Here is a 15,475-nt window from a genome sequence, read left to right as displayed (position 1 = left end):
TAATGAGGACGGTATTATTTTCCGCCTCTTTCTAAACGGACTTTTTAATGAAACACCTACTTATTTTTATATCATTCATTTTATTTAGCAGCCAAGCTAATGCGTTTTGTTTAGAAGCATCAAACTACATAGAGGGCGTAAAATATGGCGTTTGTGGGGAGCAAACAGATTCAATTTCCCTTACGCCTTATTTTATTATATGGATGCTTTTAAATGTGTTATTTGGGCAAATGCTTAATAAACCAAATGTACACGTGGGGTTTAAGTATTTACTTTTCCTTTGTGCATTTCCACTCAGCCCGCTAGTGCTTTTAATGAATTTAACTGGAATGATGGTATCTCGCGTTTATAAAAAATATTCAAACCCAGCAGCAAATAAAACCCAAGCTAACCATGTTTGCGCAGAACCTGTTATTGAAAAGCCGAGTGTTAATCAGCTAACAATTGGCGAGTACACTTTTGACAGTCTGCAGCAGTCCTTAATTAAAGAAGATAACCTCTACACATTAGAGCCTAAATGCATGCAGGTACTTAGCTATTTAATAGAACAACAGCCAAGAATAGTTAGCCTTGAAGAGTTACACAATAATGTATGGGAGAATCAAATAGTAACCGATACCGCAGTTAGACGAGTTATTAGCAAACTACGTGTAGCCCTTAACGATAACGACACAAAAAACCCCAAATATATAAAGTCTGTAATGAAGCGAGGTTATCAGCTTATAGCGGAAGTAAAAACACAACCTATTGAATAGTAATGACTTATAAAGTTAATGGCTTTGTTATCGTTATTTTTTGCCAATCGATTTAATTTTGTTTAGGCGCTATAGAGCGACCCATAAAATTAAATAACTAAGGAAAAAATATGAAACATTTACTGCCGCTAGCACTATTATTAATTACAACATTAGTTACCATCAGCTTATTAGGTAACGCGCAATGTATAGAAATAGGTAACGCATCTATTGCCAGTATTTCATTTGGCACATGTGATTTATCAAGCGCTAAAACAACGCTTTCACCGTTAGTTACCATTTTTTGGTTAGCAATGAATATGCTTTTTGCAATCATAATGCCTAAACCATCTATTGCTAAAAAGTACAAAATTGCTTTATTTATTTGTAGTTTACCGCTTAGCGTATTTGTATATTTAATTGCTTATGTATCTATTAACCTCACTAACACGACCAAACCAGTTCAATAAAACCTAAACAGGTGAGTAAGCAATACTTGCTCACCGCTTCATTACTAAAACTTGCAGCCGACTAATCCCTACCCACTTTTGCTTCGTAAACTTAATGATTACAAAAACCAGAGCATAAGTATGAGCAAACGCATTTTATATTGGCTACAAAACGATTTACGCCTAACCGACAACCCATTTTTTAGTGACCTTATGTTGCAGCAATGCGCGCTTGATATTGTATTTGTTATTAACCCGCACTGGTTTAAAAATAATAACTACCAACAAAAACCTTACGGCATACACAAACAGCAGTTTTTAATGCAAAGCTTGTACGAACTACAACAAGCACTTATTGAGCGTGGGCAAACCCTGCATGTGCTTGATGGCGAACCCGTATCGCTTTTAAAAGCGCGTATTAATGAGCAAAATATTGATGAAGTTGTATACAGCGAACAATTTGGCGTGTACGAGCAACGCCAAATAAACTTACTCAAAGCACATTGCCCCAATACACAATTTACAGGGTCGCAGCAAGACACGCTCTTTAAGCAAAGTGACCTCCCCTTTGATTTAAGCGAATTACCCAAACACTTTACCCCGTTTCGTAAAAAAGTAGAGGCCGCCAATAGCCCCATTACACCTTCTACTTTGCCAAACGGTTTGCTCCCTCAGCCAATAACTTTGTGCGCAAAAAAACCTATAGAACGTATAACAAATAAAGGCGTAATGCATGGCGGGCTTAACAGTGCGCAAGCTCATTTAAAGCAATACTTTGCAGGCGCAATGCCAAGTACTTATAAAACGACTCGCAACGAACTTGATGGCTTTAACAACACCACCAAATTTAGTACTTGGCTTGCCTTTGGCTGTATAAGTGCAAAACAAGTTTACAAAATCGTAGAAAATTACGAGCAATGCAATACGGCAAACGAGTCTACTTATTGGATTAAATTTGAACTGCTATGGCGAGAGTATTTTAAATGGCACGCACTTAAAGCAGGTAACACCCTGTTTAGCTTTAAAGGGCAAAAACAAACTAAACCGCTTACTACTTTTACACCTACACGCTTTGCTGCTTGGTGTAACGGCACAACGCCTTACCCGCTTGTAAATGCCATTATGAAAGAGCTAAACACTACGGGTTACATTTCAAACCGAGCAAGGCAAATTGCAGCAAGCTGTTTAGTAAACGAGCTTGCCCTTGATTGGCGATACGGCGCAGCCTATTTTGAGCAGCAACTTATTGATTACGATGTAGCAGCAAACTGGGGCAACTGGCAATACATAGCCGGTGTGGGGGTTGACCCGCGTGGCGGCCGCCACTTTAATATACAAAAGCAAACGGCGCAGTTTGATCCAAATGGTGTTTATACCAATAAATGGCACGGGCACAGTAATAAAACACAGCAGCTCGATCACTTAAACGAAGTAGACTGGCCTATTTAAGCCAATCTCCCTCCACCAGGTTATATTTTAAAACAGCTGCGCAATGCCTATATTAATGGCAAAGCCACCTAAGGTTAAAAACAAAAATAAACAACCTGCTAATAACAGTGGCTTTATACCCGCTTGGCGAATAGCGCCAACGTGGGTACGAAGCCCAAGTGCGACCATGGCAATGGTAAGTAGTATATTGTCAAACCATATAATGGCGCTTGTAGTACCTTGCGGAATAACCGATAACGAATGCACGCCACTTGCCACTATAAATAACACTGCAAACCAAGGGATTGTAATTCCTGATTTTTGCTCGCCGCCCTGTGCGTTTATGTTTGCATGCTTTTTACTTTGCCAAAACGATAAGCCTACTAAAAATGGCGCAAGCATCATTACACGGAGCATTTTTTCTATCACGGCGGTGTCGGCTGCATTGGCACTTACCGCAGTCCCTGCTGCTACCACTTGCGCAACTTCATGAATGGTTGAACCAACAAAAATACCGTACGCATGCTCACTCACACCCATATATTCAAACATAATTGGGTAGGCAAACATACTTAACGTGCCAAACACCACAACCGTTGCCACCGCTACAGATACTTTATGCGCTTGTGCTTTTATAACTGGCTCAGTTGCCATTACCGCTGCGGCGCCACAAATAGAGCTACCCGCACCTATTAGTATGGTTGTTTGTTCATCAAACTTAAAAACGCGCTTACCTAGCTGTACTGCTAATATAAACGTACCAAGCAGCATTACCACATCGGTTAATAGGCCATGCCAGCCTACACCCGCTACTTGCGCAAAAGTAATTCTAAACCCAAATAAAATAACGCCCGCTTTGAGTAATATACTTTTAGCGTAATCAACGCCTACATCTGTACGCGTAGCTATACGCGAAAACACACTGTTACCCACAATAATGCCAAGCACTATACCAATTGTTAAGGAGCTAAATTGCGCACTTTGCATTATAGGTAACTTACTTAATGCAACAGATGCCCCCGCTAACACAACCACCAGCAGCATACCTAACCACCAGCGCGTATCGCCGTATTGCTTAGTATTAATACCTATAGGCTGAAAACTATTTTTAATAGCGCTAAGCATAATATTCCCTCACTTAAACCATATTGATGTGTTGACTTAATTGTAAGAAAGCTCAAAATATAACTCCAATATATTAAAATCATGATTTGATAACTTAAAGTTATACAATTTAGAGTTATGCAATTTAAGGTTATACAATGAACTTACATGCGCTTAGGGTGTTTTATACAGTGGCTAAATTGGGTAGCTTTTCAGGCGCAGCCGAAGCGCTTTGTATAAGCCAGCCCGCTATTTCTAAAGCGCTAAAAGAGCTAGAGCATCAGTTAAATATTCAACTTATTGAACGTGCATCTAAGGGTAAAAAGCTCACCTTAAGCGAAGGCGGCCAAGCTTTGTATGATCACGCCCGCAGTATTTTTGCTATCGAAAAAGCCGCCATTGAAGATATTAAATCGCGCACAGGGCTTAAGCGCGGTACATTAGTTATAGGCACCAGCACCACCATTGCCAGTTATTGGCTACCGCCTTATTTAGCCAAATTTTGTGCGCAGTACCCGCATATAAAAGTAGAAGTACAAGTGGCTAATACCGCGCAAATTGAGCATGCCTTACTTGAATGCACTATCGATTTAGCACTGGTTGAAGGTACACCTACCGAGCCGCACATTATTAGTAAGCACTGGCAAAATGATTTAATGAGTGTGGTTATACCGAGCAACTTTAAGCCCACTAAAGACTTAAAAGCATGGTTAAACGAGCAGTTTTGGTTATTACGCGAGCCAGGCTCTGGCACGTTAGAAATGTCGGTAAAGTTATTAGCACAACATGACGTACAAGCAGAGCAAAGTATGCAATTAGGCAGCAACGAAGCCATTGCCAGGGCTGTTGCTCAAGGTATGGGGGTCGCTTTATTGCCAAATGTAGTCACAGAAGATTTAGTGCAGTTAGGCAAATTAACGCGCCTGAGCCAAAAAAATAACAAGCAACTCTCTCGGCCGCTATACCAACTGCATTATAAAAACAGACCGTCTTCGCATGCTGCGCAAGCGTTCGAAAAAAGCCTGTTTAGTGAATAATATTTATATGAGTGAATTTAGATCTGAGCTGTAAGTTGCGAATGTTTGGTTTAAAGACACTGGTTATACCCACATTCGAGTTTGCTTTAGAGCGCACCGGAAAGCCAATTCGAAAACATGCGCTTGTTACTCCGTTTATCTAATGTATTAATTCATGTTAGAGGAAGTTACACTAATCGCATTTAAATCACTAAGTGAATTCGGGAATTCTCGACCATCTCCTACGATTGAAGTGACTAAGTCAAAAAACCAAGGGTCAGAGTGTGGAGATGTTACGACTGATTCAATGAGAGTATTTAAATCCAGCTTGACAGTATATCCTGATCTGTAGGAATCTAAGTTAGCTCTAATCTCTTCTGGATCTACTGAGTACGGGGCGTCTCCCCCTATGACATCATTAACAAAACCAAAGTCTCTTAAACATAAACGAAATTCATTCTCGAAAGAATATGGCATGCTTTTGCAATAAATATGTGTTAAGAGATTGTCGCCTCTAGCTGGCATTTGGTTTTTAAAGTCTAAATATTCAATTAGTCCACCTAGTACAGTATAGTTTTTGTTTTTTCCTAATGATGATTTAAGTCGACCTATAGTAGACTTAATTGCAATTCCGTTGTGATGATTACAGTATAACTTCCACATATGATAAGACTCATGAGTGCTGATATTCCAGCAAGTCACATAAGAATTGTAGATGGCAGCCTCATACATATTTCTTTGTAAATCGATCTCCCTCGATTTTTGTTCGGATTGCGGAACTTGTGCCATTCCTACTTCTGGCATTCCACCAAACTGTACTTTACTGTTACCAAAAAACTGAGGAGCAAATTTGGTATTTAGAATTCTTTCTACAAGTGATTCCCAATGTGCAGTTGGAACTTTCCCCTCAAACGGGTCAACTTCCCAATTTTTATCTAATCTTGCAAACCAAAGGGATTGACTTGAAAGTAAAGAAATAAACTTGCTTAAATCCATATACTTCCAAATCACAGTATCATCATCTAGGGTTTCGCCATTCGTAAATGGCTGAAAAACATTTTTGGAAATCTCTTCAAATCGCTCTGTTCGCACCAAGCTCACTTCATCAGCCCACCGCTCAACATATAAAACGGTATCAGTAGCATCCGCAAGTATATTGAAATTTGTTACAGAATCACCTAACCGCACTGAGACGTTGTAATGGGTATTTAGCCCCGTAATATTTCGTTCACAGTCAACCAACTCAAATTTCTCGAGAGAGTGAGTTTTCCTAAGCTGTTTGATTTTTTTTAAGTTCACCTTTACCACTCATTCTAGAAGAAACAATTTATAGTGCGCCCATAATGCAAAAAACAAAGATAGCTAAATGGGCAAAACCCGACTTCACACATTATAATTTTAAGAAATCACTCATAGCAGTTCATCAGCTACCCATAAATCTATTAGCTAAATCCGTAAGCTCTTATACCCCCAAGCTGAATTCACAAACCCTGCGTTAAATCTTGTGCCAGTGTGCCCGTTGGTTTTTCAATTACGCGTACTAACTCTTTACCATCGTCTTTTACTATAAACGTTGGCGTGTATTGCAAGTCGTGCGCTAGTGCTATTCCAGCGTCGTCTTGCTTGTTGTAACCCACGGCCACATATTTAACGCTTGCAAGTTTTACCTTAGACGCATCAAGTAACTTAATAAGCTTTGGGACTTCGCGTTGGCTGTCGTGACACCAAGTGCCAAATAATACAACTAATGCCTTGCCTTCTAGCTTTTGCATTAAGGCTATATCTTGCTCGGTTGGCGTAAATGCGTTGTACTGCTTATTAAACTTATCGTAATCGCTTAATAGTACATCAGTTGTAATACCCCCCGCAAATGGTGCGTCAGCAGCACAGCTTAATAACGGCATGCTTAAAGCACACAATAAAATTAATTGTTTAAACATGAGGTTACTCTTAATTTAGGTATTAAACGACTATACCCAATATTAAGCGTGGAGTGAACAGCTCTCAGGCGTTACTTTTTATCCATAAAAAAGTTTACTTGCGATAAGTTAGTTAAATATTCTCGCCTTACGCCTTTATTCTCGGCTAACTTATCTAAGTCACCAATTAAGGTAACAAGCTTAGTGTGTGAGTGACGGTTTGTTTCTATAAAATCATCTTGCTTGTCATCACTATTATCACGCTCTTTTTTATGCATTGAGTAGCTGTTTTCGTTTTCTTCAAGCCAAATATCGTCAATTAAGCGAATGTCACTTTTACTAACGGTTTGCTCTTGCATCGCCATTTGCAGCTCGTATTGGTTAGTTTGCGGGTTAAACGCATACATTTTTGCATCAACATCCACTTCGTGAGACTGATCAAGCCCCACTAGCTCTTTATTTTTAACCGCAGTCCCTACGTTATAACTCTCTTCTTTGTTGTAGTAATCAGGGCGACTGTATTGATAATCAAAATGGCTACTTACATTTTTACTTTGCGTTACACCGCTAAGATCCCCTAATTGGGTTCGATCAGTCGCTTGGCTTAGCTCAATGGTACTTTTAGGCTGATAATCGCCGTTATCCAGCGCATAAGAAAATGTAGCATCAAAATCAGCGAGCTTAGAAATCCCCGCGCCTAAGGTATTTGGCGCTTTATCGCCAAGGCCTTGGTAACGAGGATCATTTGTGATCATATTATCGACTAAGTCGGCCACCATAGCGCGCCCGTTATTAAATTGCTGACTGGCAAGCGACTCTAATTTGCTATAACGCTCAGCCGCTGATGACATGCTCGTAAATGCACTTTTAAATAATGCAAACCCTTGCTGCATTACCTCGTCGCCTTTGCGCCCATATGCCGACTCTTTATCGTCCTGGGTGCTGTTTACTCGGCTATCTTCTAGGCTTTGATCGAGCGACGCTAAATACTGCTGCATTTGCTGTTTGTCTTTAGCGCCAATGGTTGACATATCGAGTGCAAAATCAATGTCGTTTTGCCCACCTACAGCTTTAAACACGAGTGCTTGCTGGTTTGATGCTTCATCAATGGAGTAACTTAAATCAAGCGTGTTCTCTTTCGAATCAAGATCTTTATTTTGCGTTGTTGAAAACGACACATCAAAGCCTGTTAGCTGCTCACTATTAAACCCTGCTAAAAAATCTAAACTCATGTCTGTTTGGTTTGGCACTATAAGAGGATTAAATGAGTTTTCACTCACTTTAAAAAATTCATCGGCCATTTCGCCAACACCACTGAGCACCTGCGTAAGTGCTTTATGCTCAGCCTCAGATAAATCGCCATTAACTTCGTAACTTAAGCTAAAGCCATCAACGGCTTCGCCTGTTTCTTCGTCATAACCTTGTGACGAGTTGAAGGTAATGTTTATAACATCACCTTCTTTAGTTTTTACCGAGAGCTCAAACAGGTAGTTATCGTCATCCTCGTATTTTGCGCGATTGAGGCTTTCGATGTAGGGATTAAGTGAGCGCTCAACACGTTGCTGACTTGAGGCTAAAAACGTTTTTTGCTCATGCCCAAGTTGCCCCAAACTCGATAAAATATCGCTGGTATTAGCATAGGCACCCTGAATATTTTTAACGGATGTATTTAATCGCTCAATTAATTGGGTACTATTTTCGTTTTTTAATAACCCCTCATGCTGAGAGCTTATTACGGTGCGCAGGGCGAGTTCTTCACCGGAGAGTTTATAGTTAAGAGTGCTAGGCGTACTTGAAATAGTAAATAGCGAAGTAAGTTGCTGTTGTAAAATATCCCCTACTTTTTGATTGCTAGCTAGTGCTTCGTCAATAGTGTGGTTATTTAGCTGGCTTAATAATTCATCGGATATTTTGGGGGCGTTAGTTTGTAAATCATTAATAGCTTGAAGGTCGCTACCGGTCAGTAGCGAAGGACTCACAGAGGTTTGGTTAGCGTTATTAACTGATTGGGCAAGTAAAGTGCTTAAATTAGACCGGCTGCCAAGTGCATTATAAACCATGATTATCCTTAATCTCTAGACCCTATTAAGTAATGTATCGGGCGCTTAGTTAAAAGCTTTAGCTTAAGGAGATATTTTTTACCTATTATTTATACAAACAACCCACCTAGCTCTTAAGCGCTATTCTGCTCGCTTATTACTCTTCATTTGTTTCTTTTATTCTTTGTAATAAAAAGTCGACCGCCGCTTTTACCTTTGGCACTAAAGAGCGCTGTTTTTTATACAACAAATAAACCGCCATATTGGTGTTTTGCGTTATCGCTAACTCATACTCAAAATTAGACTTCTGAAGCTCATCCGTTTCATGCTCTGATTTTAGCCCCCTTCGAGTCGACATTAAAACTCCTTCACCGTTGCAGGTTTTTTTAGCAAGCCAAAGTCCATTATTTGAAATAGCGATAGCAGGTGCTGATACGTTGAGCCATTGTTCACCTATTTATCACAACCACCACGAATAATGATATCGACATCGTCACGCCCATTGACGCTGTTTGATAACTTTAAACTAAGCGTGTTTTTAACGCGCTCTACAAAGCTCCTCACACTAGTTATTAAAATCCAGTCATAAAACCATCATAAAAATGTAACTTACTGAATGTTTACACATTGTTTGCACCTTCTATTTTTATAGTTTGCCCACTTTAATAAAATAATAAGCGTGCATACATGAATATAAAACCTTTTATATTTTATTCAGTTATCGCCTCTACTACATTTTTATATGGCTGTGGCGGTACTGAGCAAACAACCGATAGCAGCACAGAGCAAACTGACTCATCATCAACAACCACCTCAACGGGCTTAGTTATTAACGAAATTGTCGCAAGCCCAAGCGATACCACCTACTATTGGATTGAGCTATACGCCACTGAAGATATAGCCGACTTATCGGTATTTTCACTTGTTGATGATAACGCCGACAGAGAGCCTCAAGCTTTGCCTGCAGTATCGCTTTCCCAAGGTGAGTTTATTGTTATTCAAGCCATTGATGAAACCGACACCCCGCCCGCTAGCGGCTGTTACGTAACCTTTAAATTAGGTAGCGACGATGCGGTTACATTATACGAGGACGGCACTGCGGTGTCTGTACTTGATTGGGAAGAAGGTGAAGCCGCTGAAGGCTTTAGTTACGGCTCCGGGCTTTTTTATTGCCGAGCTTAAACAAAGTAAAAAAACAAAACGCTCGCCATTTTATAAACTTATGAGCAAACACCACATATCCCCTGCCTCGTTTAGTAAATACTGCATTGGCTGTGCTTTGCTTTACCCCGAGCGTTTAAAAGTAAACCGCTTTAAACCTGTTTTAGCCCGTTTAAAACACCTTAACCGCACTAACCCCCTTTTACCTTTAGAGAATAATTAAAATGACCAAATTAGATCTTATTTTTCTTTCCCGCTTTTTAGTAAACATTCTATCGCTGGCTGTACTTTGCTATGGCTGTTACTTTCGCGTAAGTAAAAATGCAGTGGTAGCAGGCTCGTTTATTTTATTTGGCGTAGGCGTTTTTATTATTACCTTTTTGTTGCACGGCGTTGATATGTCGATGGAATTTGCATTTGGCCTATTTGCCGTATTTACCATGCTAAGGTATCGCACTGAGTCTATTTCGATTAAAGAAATGACCTACTTATTCCTTGTTACTGCCATTGCTTTACTGACCTCTGTAGGGCAAATGAGTTTAATTGAGCTAAGCATTCTTAACGGTATTATTTGCTTAATTGCCTTTTTGATTGACTCAAGCGTATTTGTAAAACGCTACGAAGTACAAAGCGTTTGCTACGAGCGCATAGAAAACATAACCCCGCAAAACCAAGCCACACTCATCCATGATTTAAAACAGCGCACAGGCCTAAACGTAGTTGCCGTAGATATAGAACACATCGACTTTTTAAGAGACGTAGCGCAACTAAAAGTAAGTTACTTAGCCGAAAAACAAACAAAGGCAGCCTAACATGACCTCTAAACAAACGATTACCTATGCGGCACTTTCAGCTCTTTGCCTTGTTAGTAACGCAAGCTTTGCCAAAATTAACGACGATATAGACCTAAGCGGCTATATCATGCTCGACTACAACAAGTTTGATACCTCATTGTTAGAGGGGTAATACGACAGCAACAGCTCAGAAAGTACCTCAGAAATACGCCGCGCTCGCCTAAGTTTTAAATCAGACATAAGCAAAGACTGGAAAAGTAAATTTCAGCTTGGCTTTGCCGATGGCGAAACCGAAATAAAAGACGCCTACCTAGAATACTCTGGCTGGAAATATGCCGATTTAACCATAGGCTAGCAAAAAGAAAGTTTTGGCCTAGAAAAACTAACTAGCTCGCGTAAATTGCTAATGCTTGAGCGCAGCATGATAAGCGAAGCGTTTTCACCAGGGCGCAGCTTAGGTATTAGCCTATCGGGAGACATAGCCTCAGTAAATTGGCAACTAGGTTATTACGAGCCCGATGAAGACGAAGCAACGTCTGCTATTACAGGGCGCTTAGCCTGGGTGCCATGGCAGCAAAACACCAACCTTTTACACCTAGGCATCGCATTTAGTGAAAGGCAGTACGACGGTAACGAATTTAGAGTGAATGAACCTCTTGAAGTTTACACCGCCGACTCATTAATAGAAGGCGATAAAATTAATGCAGATAGCCTCTCGCAACAAGGCGTAGAGCTACTATGGCTTAAAGATAGATTTACCATGATGGCCGAGTGGCAACAAGCACAAGTAACCAGTATTGAAAATACAACCAATGATTACGAAGGCGGCTATTTGCAATTTGGTTATCAGCTATCAGGCGGATACCGTAAGTATAAAAACGCAAAACTAGGCGCAAGCTCAGAGCCAGGCTGGGAAATTACAGGCCGCTACAGCCTACTTAAGCTCAAGCAAGAAAACCAAGACGCAAAAACCTACACCCTTGGTGTTAACTACACCGTAAACAAAAACATAAAGTTTATGGCCGACTACATTAAAGCCGACTACTTTGAAGCAGGCGGTACTATCACATCGGGCAATGCAATCTCATTAAGGCTACAGTATTCGTTTTAATACGTTTGGTGTTTAGTAGGTTAGCCCAAACCTGTGTTAAACGTTACGTTTAATACAGGGGCTTATTTTAATAGAGCTGTTTAAACTCTCTAAAGGTTACTTATCAGGCTTGTACTTATTCCACTAATTACAGTAAGGGATTTAAGTTTCCCTGTTCACTAATTAATATCGTTCAATAAAAATGAACACCAGCATTTAGTGAACAAAAGATGGACAAGGGCTAATACAGGCAGCTATCGAAAAACTAAACTTGCAAACGAGTTTAGGCACAAAGTATGAAACTTTTAAAAAAGAGTGTACTGAGGGCGAACTCGCTTTGCCTAATGTTAAAAGCAATGCATAGTAAAAACGCTGCCCATGCCGAATCACTCTTAATTGCTTTGTTAGCTGCGTTTCAAAATTGGCAATACTTCAGGTATTTCAGTATCTAGCATTTCCAAAACGCTTTTAAAACCATGTATAGGTGACCACCCTAATTTGTCACATGCAGATGATGAATCATATACGCGATCTAAGCTTTGAGGTAGTTGCCAATCTCTTTGTTTAAATGCTAGCGCGATGTCAGGACATTGACGCTCGATGACAGATGCAGCATCAGTATATAGAGCTTCACAATCAGAAAGTTGAAAAGGTGTAGCGCCTGAGATTATAAAACGATTAAAACCACTTAAGCGTTTTTCCACAGAACATAAATGAGCGTTTGCTACATCACGAGCATCTATGCCACGAGTAAGGCGAAATACTGCCATTAAATCCGCAGGTTCAGGAAAACATCTCGACATTTGCAGCACAGTAACTGGAAGCTGAAACAACTTTGAAATTTCTTCTAGCTTAGCTTCAGCCGCAATTTTACTTTTATGATAAATCGACTTGGGTTGAGGAGTAACGTCTTCATTTATCCAACCTGCAATACCTTTAGGTGTTGAAGCATAGCCGTACAATGCAGTAGTGCTGGTAAAAATAAAGTGCTTAATACCTGCTTTTAATCCAGCCAGAGCGAGTTTCTCGGTCGCGTCTACGTTGATAGACTGAAACTCTGAATCAGGTACTAAACCAACATGTGGAGCGTGAAGAGCCGCTGTATGAATGATGACATCAACATTTTTAAGAGCCCGATCAATCAGATCACTATCAAGAATATCACCAATGTAATCGGCTGTTGAGCAAGGCGTTTTATCAATGCCGACCACGTCATGGGTGCGCATTAATTTAATATAGATTGCACGCCCGACTCTACCGGCAGAGCCTGTTACTAAAATTCTCACTATGACACCTTACTAATGATTGACCTCAAAGCAGCTAACGCCCTGTTAACAGGCAATAAAATAGTTGGTTAAAATAAGCGACGAAGGAGCAAAAACCAACTGTTATTTGTCCTTTTAAGTGACTTGTTATATGCAATTAACTCTCATACTTGGTTTTCATCTGCATAGCTACGTGTTCAATTTCTGGATATATTGTTGATCTCATTATTCCTAAAGATGCTAATTGTTCTAATATTTTATGCTTGTGTTCTCTCATCACAATTAGCCTTTTAGAATCTATTAGAGCTTGCTTGCTTTCGGAAAAGTCAGCGCAACTCGTCTTTTTATTGTTTATACCAAACAATAAAAAAGCACCTTCTTGCTTAATAATTCTTGGGTTGTCTAGTCTAGGCTTAACACAAACAACAGTTTCCAAATGCTCAGCTTTAATCAGTGGCGCGAAATATGGCTTTTCCTCTTTGATTTCATGTAAAAGAAGTTTGATTTCACCTTCTTTATTAAAATCTTCTTCACTTTTAAATTTAATATTTTCAATTGAAAAAGCAGGAGGTCTTCGGGCTAAGTTTGCAATTACAGAAACAGTGTCACTGTCATAGAATTTGATATCATTCATATCAAAATCATAGATTATGACCTCTCCGTCATCATTTTCTTCACTACTACAAGCGAAATAAAGAGCAATTAAGGGGTTTTTAGTAATATCTAAAAGTCTGCTGGGGAGGAAGTAGTGTTGCATTTTTACTAAATGTTCAAAAGTGCTAGCAGCTTCTTGGAAGTCATTTGGACATTTAGTAATAATTTCACGGTACATTCTATGTTCGTTTTCTATGAGCCCGTCATTTCTATAAATCGAAGGTTGTGCTTTAAATCCAAAATAACCTTGCCCTCGATAATACAATTCACCATTAGAATTAAGCTTTTCAATTTCACCTAAGAATGTTCGTACACTACCAATTGACGTATGGTTTGCAATTGATGTCCGCTTTTTACGGTCATCAATCTCACTCATCTGACTTTGGTGTTGCCTAAAACTCTTTTTATCGTATTTAGAGAATGAGTCACTAACAGTAAAAGTGCCTTTATCCTCAACTAACAGCGTTGACCATTTTTTTCTTAGATAGGTTCTTACCGTTGGAATGCTCCAATCAGTATATTTAGCTAATTCTGAAAGCTTAAACTTAGACTTAGTTTTATGCTTTTCAGAAAAAAACATAAAGGCTTTATCTACGTGATTCCATTTATCAGCTACCACTGAACTCTCCTTGCATATAACAATTTAATAGTGCGCTCATCGCGCATATTTCTGCCGACTTAACGCTCACTTATCTACTTTATATAGTTTTAACAAATTACCTAAGGTATTACTATCACTAAGTTTTCTAAAGTTTTTAGGTAAAGTTAAATAACCCAATTTGCGCGTAGCGCTTATTTTCATGAATATATGCGCAAAGAGCAGTTTAACTAATCAATTAACGACGATATTTAGCCAATATCAATGAGCGGTTATCACTGATAAACGCCTTACTACATTTTTAACTTAAGATAGCTTAGCTTGTGGGGAACTCTTTTAATATGTGCTACAACATTCAACCGCAATGCATACCGTATTAAATCAAAAAAGATAAGTATGATATTTTAATTTGGAATCTCTATTTAATGCTTTGATTAGGTAAAGCCTAAAAAACCAAATTCTATTCCCTATGAAGAGAAGTCTATGAGAAAAACCCAAATAAGGAACGACAGCACCATCCCTACAAGCCTTGCCACATATAGCTCTTCATTCCAGATGTGTGACAAACCATTCCAAAGTTGAATGAGAAAGAACATATAGCGATCTTTTTTGATCAAAATACAGCGATTATCCGATTAAGTGCAATTTGTCATAAAACTGCAATCAAAATAGGTGATAATTTAAACTCGAACTGTATTTTTTATAATCTAGAAGTTGAAGTAAATGAGCACACCAATGACGCAACTCACATTTGCGTTACAATCGTTTGAAGATCCTCTCTCTGCGGCTATGGGCCACACAATGGAATACGAGCAGTTAACCTTGCAAGCCAGTGCTATGCATGAAATAACGCTGCAGTGCGTATTGCCTGACGACGCCCACGAAAACGATATTATTTCGCTGAGCGCAACGTATCCCAGTGCCCGTGATGCGCAATACTTTACTGAAAAAGTACTCACTAACGCCGACTTAGAGCGTGGTTATGTGTATTTAACATTAAGTAAAATTACCCAAAGCCACTGCTTAGTAATGCAATTGATGCTGCATGGCTTAAATGCCACTTTAAAAAATAGTTTACAGTTTGATATGCAAGTAAATGCGTTTGAGGCTGGTTATAAAAATCAGCAAGCACTAAAAAGCCAAACTAAGCCACATGGCGTTAAAAAATACTTTCGTAATATGAGCTCAAGTTTATTTTCGTTTTTTTAATGTGTTGGTATACAA

At 39.4% G+C, this 15,475-nt stretch carries 16 protein-coding genes and 1 pseudogene; 10 read left to right on the top strand and 7 right to left on the bottom strand.

Going from position 1 to position 15,475, the window contains the following annotated elements; translation table 11 throughout:
• The first annotated feature begins 47 nt into the window (after positions 1 to 47).
• From PSI06_RS11825 to PSI06_RS11815, 3 genes are all read left to right on the top strand, one after another.
• On the top strand, positions 48 to 755 hold the full coding sequence (locus PSI06_RS11825) for a winged helix-turn-helix domain-containing protein (RefSeq protein WP_273603806.1): 708 nt from the start codon (positions 48 to 50) through the stop codon (positions 753 to 755).
• A gap of 110 nt (positions 756 to 865) precedes the next feature.
• Positions 866 to 1,204, top strand: a complete 339-nt coding sequence (locus PSI06_RS11820; protein WP_273603807.1) for a transcriptional regulator — start codon at positions 866 to 868, stop codon at positions 1,202 to 1,204.
• 120 nt (positions 1,205 to 1,324) lie between these two features.
• Entirely contained in the window at positions 1,325 to 2,632 is a 1,308-nt protein-coding gene (locus PSI06_RS11815; protein WP_273603808.1) for a DASH family cryptochrome, read from the top strand.
• A gap of 27 nt (positions 2,633 to 2,659) precedes the next feature.
• Here the strand turns inward: PSI06_RS11815 and PSI06_RS11810 are convergent, their stop codons facing one another.
• A complete protein-coding gene (locus PSI06_RS11810) occupies positions 2,660 to 3,736 on the bottom strand; it encodes a YeiH family protein (RefSeq protein ID WP_004586982.1) in 1,077 nt (358 codons plus the stop codon).
• A gap of 137 nt (positions 3,737 to 3,873) precedes the next feature.
• On the opposite strand from PSI06_RS11810, the gene PSI06_RS11805 reads away from it, so the two are divergent.
• On the top strand, positions 3,874 to 4,752 hold the full coding sequence (locus tag PSI06_RS11805; RefSeq protein WP_273603809.1) for a LysR family transcriptional regulator: 879 nt from the start codon (positions 3,874 to 3,876) through the stop codon (positions 4,750 to 4,752).
• 147 nt (positions 4,753 to 4,899) lie between these two features.
• On the opposite strand, the gene PSI06_RS11800 is transcribed toward PSI06_RS11805, so the two are convergent.
• The 4 genes from PSI06_RS11800 to PSI06_RS11785 all read right to left on the bottom strand — a co-directional run bounded on the left by PSI06_RS11800 (position 4,900) and on the right by PSI06_RS11785 (position 9,047).
• Positions 4,900 to 6,030: a DUF2971 domain-containing protein gene (locus PSI06_RS11800; protein ID WP_273603810.1), complete on the bottom strand. Its 1,131-nt coding sequence runs from the start codon at positions 6,028 to 6,030 to the stop codon at positions 4,900 to 4,902.
• A gap of 182 nt (positions 6,031 to 6,212) precedes the next feature.
• A complete protein-coding gene (locus tag PSI06_RS11795; RefSeq protein ID WP_004586979.1) occupies positions 6,213 to 6,671 on the bottom strand; it encodes a TlpA family protein disulfide reductase in 459 nt (152 codons plus the stop codon).
• A 71-nt stretch (positions 6,672 to 6,742) separates the two neighbouring features.
• A complete protein-coding gene (locus tag PSI06_RS11790; RefSeq protein WP_273603811.1) occupies positions 6,743 to 8,710 on the bottom strand; it encodes a hypothetical protein in 1,968 nt (655 codons plus the stop codon).
• Positions 8,711 to 8,846: 136 nt separating this feature from the next.
• The gene (locus tag PSI06_RS11785) at positions 8,847 to 9,047 is read right to left on the bottom strand and encodes a hypothetical protein (RefSeq protein WP_407073075.1); all 201 of its coding nucleotides are present in this window, start codon (positions 9,045 to 9,047) and stop codon (positions 8,847 to 8,849) included.
• A 329-nt stretch (positions 9,048 to 9,376) separates the two neighbouring features.
• Between PSI06_RS11785 and PSI06_RS11780 the strand changes: the two genes are divergently transcribed.
• The 5 genes and pseudogenes from PSI06_RS11780 to PSI06_RS11765 form a co-directional block, all read left to right on the top strand.
• Positions 9,377 to 9,871, top strand: coding sequence for a hypothetical protein (locus PSI06_RS11780; protein ID WP_273603812.1), 495 nt, complete (start codon positions 9,377 to 9,379; stop codon positions 9,869 to 9,871).
• Positions 9,759 to 10,073 (top strand): VTC domain-containing protein, encoded by a 315-nt coding sequence (locus PSI06_RS21485; protein ID WP_337944151.1) that lies wholly within the window; start codon positions 9,759 to 9,761, stop codon positions 10,071 to 10,073. The genes PSI06_RS11780 and PSI06_RS21485 overlap by 113 nt, the downstream gene beginning before the upstream one ends.
• 1 nt (position 10,074) lies before the next feature.
• Entirely contained in the window at positions 10,075 to 10,662 is a 588-nt protein-coding gene (locus tag PSI06_RS11775; protein WP_024032941.1) for a DUF4956 domain-containing protein, read from the top strand.
• Between the two features lies 1 nt (position 10,663).
• Positions 10,664 to 10,816 (top strand): hypothetical protein, encoded by a 153-nt coding sequence (locus PSI06_RS11770; protein WP_273603813.1) that lies wholly within the window; start codon positions 10,664 to 10,666, stop codon positions 10,814 to 10,816.
• Positions 10,817 to 10,834: 18 nt separating this feature from the next.
• A pseudogene (locus PSI06_RS11765) lies at positions 10,835 to 11,755 on the top strand (OprO/OprP family phosphate-selective porin); the annotation flags it as partial.
• A gap of 383 nt (positions 11,756 to 12,138) precedes the next feature.
• Here PSI06_RS11765 and PSI06_RS11760 read toward each other — a convergent pair.
• Together PSI06_RS11760 and PSI06_RS11755 are read right to left on the bottom strand one after the other, a co-directional pair.
• Entirely contained in the window at positions 12,139 to 13,020 is an 882-nt protein-coding gene (locus PSI06_RS11760) for an NAD-dependent epimerase/dehydratase family protein (protein ID WP_008126570.1), read from the bottom strand.
• A 136-nt stretch (positions 13,021 to 13,156) separates the two neighbouring features.
• On the bottom strand, positions 13,157 to 14,272 hold the full coding sequence (locus PSI06_RS11755; protein ID WP_273603814.1) for an FRG domain-containing protein: 1,116 nt from the start codon (positions 14,270 to 14,272) through the stop codon (positions 13,157 to 13,159).
• 702 nt (positions 14,273 to 14,974) lie between these two features.
• On the opposite strand from PSI06_RS11755, the gene PSI06_RS11750 reads away from it, so the two are divergent.
• Entirely contained in the window at positions 14,975 to 15,460 is a 486-nt protein-coding gene (locus PSI06_RS11750) for a hypothetical protein (protein ID WP_024032946.1), read from the top strand.
• Positions 15,461 to 15,475 lie beyond the last annotated feature (15 nt).

Source organism: Pseudoalteromonas sp. GABNS16E, from assembly GCF_028598715.1.
In the GTDB taxonomy this organism is placed as follows: domain Bacteria; phylum Pseudomonadota; class Gammaproteobacteria; order Enterobacterales; family Alteromonadaceae; genus Pseudoalteromonas; species Pseudoalteromonas atlantica.
This window is presented reverse-complemented; position numbering and strand designations above follow the sequence as displayed.

What these genes read in the sequence shown, in the direction of transcription:
- PSI06_RS11825 (WP_273603806.1), top strand. Translation starts at nt 48, where the DNA reads ATGAAACACCTACTTATTTTTATATCATTCATTTTATTTAGCAGCCAA.
- PSI06_RS11820 (WP_273603807.1), top strand. Translation starts at nt 866, where the DNA reads ATGAAACATTTACTGCCGCTAGCACTATTATTAATTACAACATTAGTT.
- PSI06_RS11815 (WP_273603808.1), top strand. Translation starts at nt 1,325, where the DNA reads ATGAGCAAACGCATTTTATATTGGCTACAAAACGATTTACGCCTAACC.
- PSI06_RS11810 (WP_004586982.1), bottom strand. Translation starts at nt 3,736, where the DNA reads ATGCTTAGCGCTATTAAAAATAGTTTTCAGCCTATAGGTATTAATACT.
- PSI06_RS11805 (WP_273603809.1), top strand. Translation starts at nt 3,874, where the DNA reads ATGAACTTACATGCGCTTAGGGTGTTTTATACAGTGGCTAAATTGGGT.
- PSI06_RS11795 (WP_004586979.1), bottom strand. Translation starts at nt 6,671, where the DNA reads ATGTTTAAACAATTAATTTTATTGTGTGCTTTAAGCATGCCGTTATTA.
- PSI06_RS11790 (WP_273603811.1), bottom strand. Translation starts at nt 8,710, where the DNA reads ATGGTTTATAATGCACTTGGCAGCCGGTCTAATTTAAGCACTTTACTT.
- PSI06_RS11785 (WP_407073075.1), bottom strand. Translation starts at nt 9,047, where the DNA reads ATGTCGACTCGAAGGGGGCTAAAATCAGAGCATGAAACGGATGAGCTT.
- PSI06_RS11780 (WP_273603812.1), top strand. Translation starts at nt 9,377, where the DNA reads ATGAATATAAAACCTTTTATATTTTATTCAGTTATCGCCTCTACTACA.
- PSI06_RS21485 (WP_337944151.1), top strand. Translation starts at nt 9,759, where the DNA reads ATGCGGTTACATTATACGAGGACGGCACTGCGGTGTCTGTACTTGATT.
- PSI06_RS11775 (WP_024032941.1), top strand. Translation starts at nt 10,075, where the DNA reads ATGACCAAATTAGATCTTATTTTTCTTTCCCGCTTTTTAGTAAACATT.
- PSI06_RS11770 (WP_273603813.1), top strand. Translation starts at nt 10,664, where the DNA reads ATGACCTCTAAACAAACGATTACCTATGCGGCACTTTCAGCTCTTTGC.
- PSI06_RS11750 (WP_024032946.1), top strand. Translation starts at nt 14,975, where the DNA reads ATGAGCACACCAATGACGCAACTCACATTTGCGTTACAATCGTTTGAA.